Here is a 7625-nt window from a genome sequence, read left to right on the forward strand (position 1 = left end):
AACATGCGCAGCAGATCCGGCACGTCCAGTCCGGCGCGCTGATCGCCCGACACGTCCAGTACGACCTGGCCCTGGTGCAGCATCACCGTGCGCTGCCCGTAGTCCAGCGCCTGGCGCATGCTGTGCGTGACCATCATGGTGGTGAGCTTGGCTTCCTCCACGATCTTGGCGGTCAGCTCCAGCACGAAGGCCGCCGTCTTCGGGTCGAGCGCGGCGGTGTGCTCGTCCAGCAGCAGGATGCGCGAGGGCTGGAGCGAAGCCATCAGCAGGCTCACGGCCTGGCGCTGGCCGCCCGAGAGCAGGCCGATACGGTCCGTCAGGCGATTTTCCAGGCCCAGGTTGAGCAGGCGCAGCTTGTCGCGGAACAGCTCGCGCGAGGGCTTGTTCAGCGCCGCGCGGAAGCCGCGCCGGCTGCCGCGCGCCATGGCCAGCGCCATGTTCTCCTCGATGGTCAGCGCTTCGCAGGTGCCCGCCATCGGGTCCTGGAACACGCGTGCCACCAGCGGGGCACGGTCCCAGGCCGGCTTGCGCGTGACATCGATATCATCGATGGTGATGCGGCCCGAATCGACCATCTGGTCGCCGCTGATGGCGTTGAGGAAGGTCGACTTGCCCGCGCCATTGGAACCGATCACGGCAACGAACTGGCCGGTCGGGATATCCAGGCTGAGGCCGCGCAGCGCGCGCGTCTCGATCGGGGTGCCGGGATTGAAGGTGAGTTTCAGGTCTTGTGCGCGCAGCATCTCAGGCACCTCCGTTCTTGCGGCCGAACAGCTTCTTGCGGGTTCCCGGCAACACCAGGGCGCCGGTCACCAGTACCGCCGTGACCAGGTTCAGGTCTTGCGCCTTGAGGCCGATGAACTCGCTGTTGAGCGCCAGCGCGATGAAGAAGCGGTAGAGGATGGCGCCCAGCACCACGGCCAGCGTGGTGTACACCAGCCGGCGCGCCGGCAGGATGCTCTCGCCGATGATCACCGCGGCCAGGCCGATCACGATGGTGCCGATGCCCATGGAGATGTCGGAACCGCCCTGGGTCTGCGCGAACAGCGCGCCCGCGAGTGCCACCAGGCCATTGGACAGCGCCATGCCGGCCAGCGTGGCGCGGCCGGTGGCGATGCCCTGGGACCGCGCCATGCGCGGGTTGGCGCCGGTGGCGCGCATGGCCAGGCCGAGCTGCGAGGAGAAGAACCAGTCCAGGCCGAGCTTGGCCACCACCACCACGATCAGCAGCAAGGCCGGGCGCAGCATGTAGTCCGGCAGCCAGTCAGGTTGCAGGATGGTGAAAATGGTGGACTCGGTGATCAGCGGCACGTTGGGCTTGCCCATGATGCGCAGGTTGACCGAGTACAGCGCGATCATCATCAGGATACTGGCGAGCAGGTCCATGATCTTGAGGCGTACATTGAGCCAGCCGGTGATGAAGCCGGCAAAGGCGCCCGCCACGATCGCCAGCCCTGTGGCGATGAAGGGATCCTGGCCGGAAGCGATCAGCGTGGCCGCCACGGCGCCGCCCAGCGGGAAGCTGCCGTCGACGGTCAGATCGGGAAAATTGAGGATGCGGAAGGAGATCAGCACCCCCAGGGCGACGAGGCTGAAGATCAGGCCGATCTCCAGGGCGCCCAGAAGGGAAAAGAGGGACATGGGGAAATCCAGTTGCTATTTCCGGCACGGGAGGCCGGATCAGGAACGCCTGGCGCGCTGCCCGGGTCGGGCGACGCGGTACGGGCGTTCCGGGGGCGGGCCCGGATAGAGCCACCTGCGCGCGAACGCGCAGGGTCAGCGTGCCGTGATTACTTGATGACGGTCTTCGCTTCCTTGACCAGTTCGGGCGACAGCGTCACGCCTTGCTTCTCGGCCGCGCCGGTGTTCACGAACAGCTCCAGCTTGTCGCTGGTTTCCGAAGCGATCGCGCCGGGCTTCTCGCCCTTCAGGATACGCACCACCACCTTGCCGGTCTGATGGCCGAGGTCGCCGTAGTTGATGCCCAGCGCGGCAATGGCGCCACGCTTGACGCTGTCGGTATCGGCAGCCACCAGCGGGATCTTCGACTCGTTGGCGACCTTGACCAGGGCTTCGTACGCCGACACCACGTTGTTGTCGGTGTTGGTGTAGATCACATCGACCTTGCCGATCAGGCTCTTGGCGGCGGCGCCGATGTCGACCGTGCGCGGCGCGGCGGCTTCCTTCAGCGTCAGGCCTTCCTTGGCCAGCATCGCCTTCAGTTCCTTGACCACCACCACCGAGTTGGCTTCACCGGGGTTGTAGACCATGCCAACCGTCTTGGCCTTGGGCACCACGCGCTTGATCAGGGCAACCTGGCGGTCCAGCGGCAGCTTGTCCGACACGCCGGTCACATTGGTGCCCGATGCGCCCCAGCCCTTGACCAGCTGGGCGGCAACCGGGTCGGTCACGCCGGAGTACACCACCGGCACCGACTTGGTGGCGGCCACCACGGCCTGTGCCGACGGCGTGGCGATGGCGACGATCACATTGGGCTGGTCGCCGACGAACTTGCGCGCGATCTGCGCGGCGGTGCCGGTATTGCCCTGTGCGCTCTGGTATTCCCACTTCAGGTTCTTGTCGGCATCGTAGCCAGCGCTCTTCAGTTCGTCGCGCACGCCATCACGGATGGCGTCCAGCGCGGGATGGTCGACGATCGACAGCACCTTGACGGTCTGGGCCTGCACGGCGCCGCCATACAGCAGCGCGAGGGCCACGGCGCTGCCCAGGATGGTCTTGGTCGATGTCTTGAGACACTTCATGGTATGGATCTCCCCCGGAGTGGGTTCTGGGTAATCAGCCGCTCTTGGTTTTCGATGGGTTTGGTCCGCAGTCCTGCCCGGTGGCGCGTGGCGCCGGCCGGCCGGTCCGTTGCGGGAACGACACACCAGGCGGCAGGCAGGCGGTCGCTGGGGCGCAGCGGATACGACGGCGATAAGCCTGCGAGGATACCATTTTCGAGACGCGATTTGCCCTGTTTTGCCCTGTTCTAGTGCGGCACTAGGGGAAAACGGCAGGACCGGAGCGCGCTGAGGGCGGCTCCGGTTGGCGCGCCGGCATCGGTGCGCGGAACGCGGGAAGTCTACTGGGCGGGGTTGTGAATCTCGGCGTGGATGTGGGCGATGGCTGCGGTTGCCGCTTCGGGCAGGGGCACCTGCCAGGCGTCGATGTTCTCGCGCAGTTGCTCCACCGAAGTGGCCCCGACGATCGTGCTCGCCGCGAACCAGCGCGAGTAGGCCCAGGCCAGCGCCAGCGTCGCCGGCGAGATGCCGTGCTCGCGCGCCAGCGCCACATAGCGGGCGGCGGCGGCCAGGCTTTCCTGGCGCAGGTAGCGCGGGCTCCAGTCGGGCGGGAAGCGCGTGAGCCGCCCTTTGGCCTGCGTGTCGAACACGGGATGCGCGAGATCGCCGCCCAGGTATTTCCCGGTGAGCTGCCCAAAGGCCAGCGGGCTATAGACCAGCAGGCTGACGTCGGTACGGAAGCAGGCCTCGTCCAGGCCCTGCTCGTAGCTGCGGTTGAGCAGGTTGTATGGGTTCTGGACCGTGGCGATGCGCGGCAGGCCGTGCAGCTCTGCCTGCTTGACGAATTCGGCCACGCCCCACGGCGTTTCGTTGGACACGCCGACGTAGCGGATCTTGCCCGCGCGTACCAGTTCGCCCATGGCTTCAAGCTGCGCCTGGACCGAGGCGCACTCGCGCTCGTTTTCCGGATTGAACTGCTTCTGCCCGAAGATGGGCGCGTTGCGAGCCGGCCAGTGGATCTGGTACAGGTCGATGTAATCGGTTTGCAGGCGCGCCAGCGAGGCGTCCACCGCCGCGCGGATGCTGTCCGGCGTCAGGTCGCTGCCGTTGCGGATCCACGGCATGCGCGCCGGGCCGGCGACTTTGGTCGCCAGCACGATACGGTCGCGCTGCTGGCGCTTGAGCCAGCTGCCGACGATGCGCTCGGTGCTGCCATACGTTTCGGCGCGCGGCTTGACCGGGTACATCTCGGCGGTGTCGATAAAGTTGATGCCGCGCGACACGGCGTAGTCGAGCTGGCTATGGCCTTCGGCTTCGGTGTTCTGCTCGCCGAAGGTCATGGTGCCGAGGCAGATGCGCGAGACCTGCAGGTCGCTGCGGCCCAGACGAATGGTTTCCATTGGCTATCCTTGTTAGGCGTTGACGCCCGGTATGGGGAGGGCGGCTGTGGTATCACCGGCTGCCAGCACCCTGGCAACCCCAATCGAAGCGCGCCTCAGGCGCGCAGGGCGGCGGCACATTCCTTGACCAGCACCGGTCCGCGGTAGATCAACCCGCTGTACACCTGTACCAGTTGCGCGCCGGCCGCAATCTTGGCTTGCGCGTCGGCGCCGCTGAAGATACCGCCCACGCCCACGATGGGCACCGCATCCCCAACCACCTCGCGCAGGCCCTTGACGACGCGCGTGGACGACTCGAACACCGGCCGGCCCGACAGGCCGCCGGCTTCCTCGCCGTGCGGCAGCCCCTTGACCGCGTCGCGCGCGATGGTGGTGTTGGTGGCAATCACGCCATCGATGCGGTGGCGCACCAGCGCATCGCCGATATTGCGGATCTGGTCGGCGTCGAGGTCGGGCGCGATCTTGAGCGCGAGCGGCACGTAGCGCTTGTGCTGGTCGGCCAGGCGCTGCTGCGCGTCCTTGAGCGTCGAGAGCAGGCTGTCGAGTTCACTCGCGCCCTGCAACTGGCGCAGGTTCTTGGTGTTGGGCGACGAGATATTGACGGTGACGTAGCTGGCGTGCGGGTAGACCCGTTCCAGGCAGTGCAGATAGTCATCCACCGCGCGCTCGATCGGCGTATCGGCGTTCTTGCCGATGTTCAGGCCCAGTACGCCGCCCTCGGCCTTCCAGCGCGACGCCTTGACGTTGGCGATAAACGCATCCACACCGCCATTGTTGAAGCCCATGCGGTTGATCAGCGCATCGGCCTGCGGCAGGCGGAACATGCGCGGGCGGGGGTTGCCCGCTTGCGCGCGCGGCGTCACGGTACCCACTTCGATAAAGCCGAAGCCGAACGCCGCCAGCCCGTCGATATAGGCGCCATCCTTGTCGAGCCCGGCGGCCAGGCCCACCGGATTGGGAAACCGCACGCCCATCACCGTGCGCGGGTCATCGGCGATGGTGTTGCCGATGCAGCCCGCCAGCCCCAGACGCTTGGCGCGCAGCAGGTTGTTGAGGGTGAAATGGTGGGCGTCCTCCGCATCCATCGAAAACAGGGCGGGGCGAAACAGGGGATAGAGCGCGTTCAGCACAGGGAATCAGCTTGGAAGTCGGGACCAGGACGGCATTGTAGCGGTTGGGCCGGAAGCGGTACTGCCGCGCAGGCGCGACCCGGCTCCAGCTGCCCCCCCGGATACCGGCCATCAAGTCTCCGGCGCTTCCTCGCCGGGCTGCGGCGGAACGATCGGGATGGCAGTGGGAGAGGCAACCGCGACCGCTTCCTGTGGCGAATCGAAGGGGCGCCACTGGTTGGCGGTCAGCACCTGCAGCGGCTGGTAGCGCGCCTTATAGGCCATCTTGCGGCTATCGGCGATCCAGTAGCCCAGGTACAGGTGCGGCAGGCCGAGTTCGCGGGCCTGCTGGATCTGCCACAGGATGTTGTAGGTGCCATAGCTGGCTTTGACTTCCAGCGGGTCGTAGAAGGTATAGACCGAGGACAGCCCGTCGTCGAGCACGTCGATCATGCTGACCATGCGCAGGCGGCCGGCCTCCGGCGAGCCCGGCGGTTCGCGGAATTCGACCAGGCGCGAGTTGACCCGGCTTTGCAGCAGGAACTGCTCATACTGGTCCCGGCTGTCCTGGTCCATGCCCCCACCGGCATGGCGCATCGACTGGTACAGGAGATAGAGCGAATAATGCTCTTCGACATAAGTCAGCGGCGCCACCAGGGCCTGCAGGCTCTCGTGCTGCCGCCAGGCCCGGCGCTGGCTGCGGTCGGGGCGAAACTGGTCCACCACCACGCGGCATGGCGTGCAGGCGCGGCATTCATCGCAATAGGGGCGGTAGGTAAAGATGCCGCTGCGCCGGAACCCGGCGCGGACCAGCCGCGAGTAGACGTCGGCATTGATCAGGTGSGCGGGCGTGGCCACCTGCGAGCGCGCCATGCGGCCATCGAGGTAGCTGCAAGCGTAGGGCGCCGTAGCGTAGAACTGCAGCGCGGAAAGGGGGAGTTCCTTTAGCTTGCTCATGTGTCTGCAACGGCCAGGGATGAAACAGCAACGCAGGTAAGCCGATGGCGCCGTGACCGGACGCTGCGCAGTGTGGCCGGAGGGGCGGGCCCTATGCCCGATCCTGAATCCGGGTCCATCTCTGCAGCACCGTCTTGTCGAAGCGCCACGGGTTGATATCCGGCTGGCGGGTGGCGATGCGGATATGGGCCGCGAACTCAGCACGCGGAATCGGACTCGCCCCGAGCGAAGCCAGATGATCGGTTTCCTGCTGGCAGTCTATCATCGCCACGTCGTGGTTGCCGAGGAACGCGCACAGCGCGGCCAGGGCAATCTTGGAAGCGTCCGTGCGCCGCGCGAACATCGATTCGCCATAGAACATGCGCCCGAGCGCCACGCCATACAGCCCGCCCGCGCGCTCGCCGCGGTACCAGCTCTCCACGCAATGCRCCAGGCCGTTACGGTGCAGCGCACCATAAGCGGCAATGATGTCTTCGGTGATCCATGTGCCATGCTGGCCCTCCCGCGGGGTCAGCGCGCAAGCCTGCATCACGGCGATAAAGTCGTCGTCGACGCGGATTTCCCAGTCGGGGTCGCGCAGCACGCGCTTGAGGGTCTTGCGGAAGGTGGCGGAAACCCGCAGCGCCTGTGGCGCCAGCACCATGCGCGGATCGGTGCTCCACCACAGCACCGGCTGGCCTTCGGCATACCAGGGGAAGATGCCTTGCCGGTAAGCCAGCAGCAGGCGCTGGGCCGACAACTCGCGGCTGGCCGCCAGCAGGCCGGGCGCGTCCGACCCGGGGCCGAGCGCACGCTCGACCGGCGGGAACGGATCATGCGGATCCAGCCAGGTGATCATGCGGGAGTGGCGGGCAACGCGCCCGTGTTCAGGGTTCGACCGTGGCCCGGCTGGTCAGCGGGCGCATCGGCTTGTCGATATCCAGGCTGTGCAGGCGGAAGGTGCCGTCCGTCAGCCGTCCCGCCGCGCGGTCAGCGAAGAAGCAGCGCAGCGAATGGATCACGGTGGGGAAGGCCAGTTCGTCCCAGGGCACGTCGGCTTCCTCGACCAGCTTCACCTCCAGGCTCTCCTCTCCCGCGGAGATATCGAGATCCTCCAGCGTGGCCAGGTAGAACATATGCACCTGATGCACATGCGGCACATTCAGGATGGAGAACAGCTCCCCGATCTTTACCCGTGCACCGGCTTCCTCGAGCGTCTCGCGGGCGGCGCCCTGCGCGGTGGTCTCGCCGATCTCCATGAAGCCGGCGGGCAGCGTCCAGAAGCCGTAGCGCGGCTCGATGGCGCGCTTGCACAGCAGGACCTTGTCCTCCCACACGGGAATGGTGCCGACTACATTGCGCGGATTGACGTAGTGGATGGTGCTGCAGTTGTCGCACACTGAACGCAGGCGCGAGTCGCCTTCTGGGATGCGCAGCAC

At 66.7% G+C, this 7625-nt stretch carries 8 protein-coding genes; all 8 read right to left on the reverse strand.

Annotation, left to right across the window (positions count from 1 at the left end; all coding sequences use genetic code 11):
• On the reverse strand, window positions 1-743 hold a 743-nt coding region (locus AC1DKD_RS36795), incomplete at its 3' end, for an ABC transporter ATP-binding protein (protein ID WP_477144394.1).
• Between the two features lies 1 nt (window position 744).
• Window positions 745-1641: an ABC transporter permease gene (locus AC1DKD_RS36800; RefSeq protein ID WP_035860075.1), complete on the reverse strand. Its 897-nt coding sequence runs from the start codon at window positions 1639-1641 to the stop codon at window positions 745-747.
• Window positions 1642-1790: 149 nt separating this feature from the next.
• On the reverse strand, window positions 1791-2762 hold the full coding sequence (locus AC1DKD_RS36805) for an ABC transporter substrate-binding protein (protein WP_477111169.1): 972 nt from the start codon (window positions 2760-2762) through the stop codon (window positions 1791-1793).
• 320 nt (window positions 2763-3082) lie between these two features.
• Entirely contained in the window at window positions 3083-4141 is a 1059-nt protein-coding gene (locus AC1DKD_RS36810) for an aldo/keto reductase (protein ID WP_441631272.1), read from the reverse strand.
• A 95-nt stretch (window positions 4142-4236) separates the two neighbouring features.
• On the reverse strand, window positions 4237-5271 hold the full coding sequence (locus tag AC1DKD_RS36815; protein ID WP_477111170.1) for a quinone-dependent dihydroorotate dehydrogenase: 1035 nt from the start codon (window positions 5269-5271) through the stop codon (window positions 4237-4239).
• Window positions 5272-5382: 111 nt separating this feature from the next.
• Entirely contained in the window at window positions 5383-6207 is an 825-nt protein-coding gene (locus AC1DKD_RS36820; protein WP_441631268.1) for an arginyltransferase, read from the reverse strand.
• A gap of 91 nt (window positions 6208-6298) precedes the next feature.
• A complete protein-coding gene (aat, locus tag AC1DKD_RS36825; protein WP_477144395.1) occupies window positions 6299-7045 on the reverse strand; it encodes a leucyl/phenylalanyl-tRNA--protein transferase in 747 nt (248 codons plus the stop codon).
• A gap of 28 nt (window positions 7046-7073) precedes the next feature.
• Window positions 7074-7625: NUDIX hydrolase (locus AC1DKD_RS36830; RefSeq protein ID WP_477144396.1), on the reverse strand; the 552-nt coding region annotated here is incomplete at its 5' end.

This window comes from Cupriavidus sp. 05T313 (assembly GCF_056396665.1).

What these genes read in the sequence shown, in the direction of transcription:
- AC1DKD_RS36810 (WP_441631272.1), bottom strand. Translation starts at nt 4,141, where the DNA reads ATGGAAACCATTCGTCTGGGCCGCAGCGACCTGCAGGTCTCGCGCATC.
- AC1DKD_RS36805 (WP_477111169.1), bottom strand. Translation starts at nt 2,762, where the DNA reads ATGAAGTGTCTCAAGACATCGACCAAGACCATCCTGGGCAGCGCCGTG.
- AC1DKD_RS36800 (WP_035860075.1), bottom strand. Translation starts at nt 1,641, where the DNA reads ATGTCCCTCTTTTCCCTTCTGGGCGCCCTGGAGATCGGCCTGATCTTC.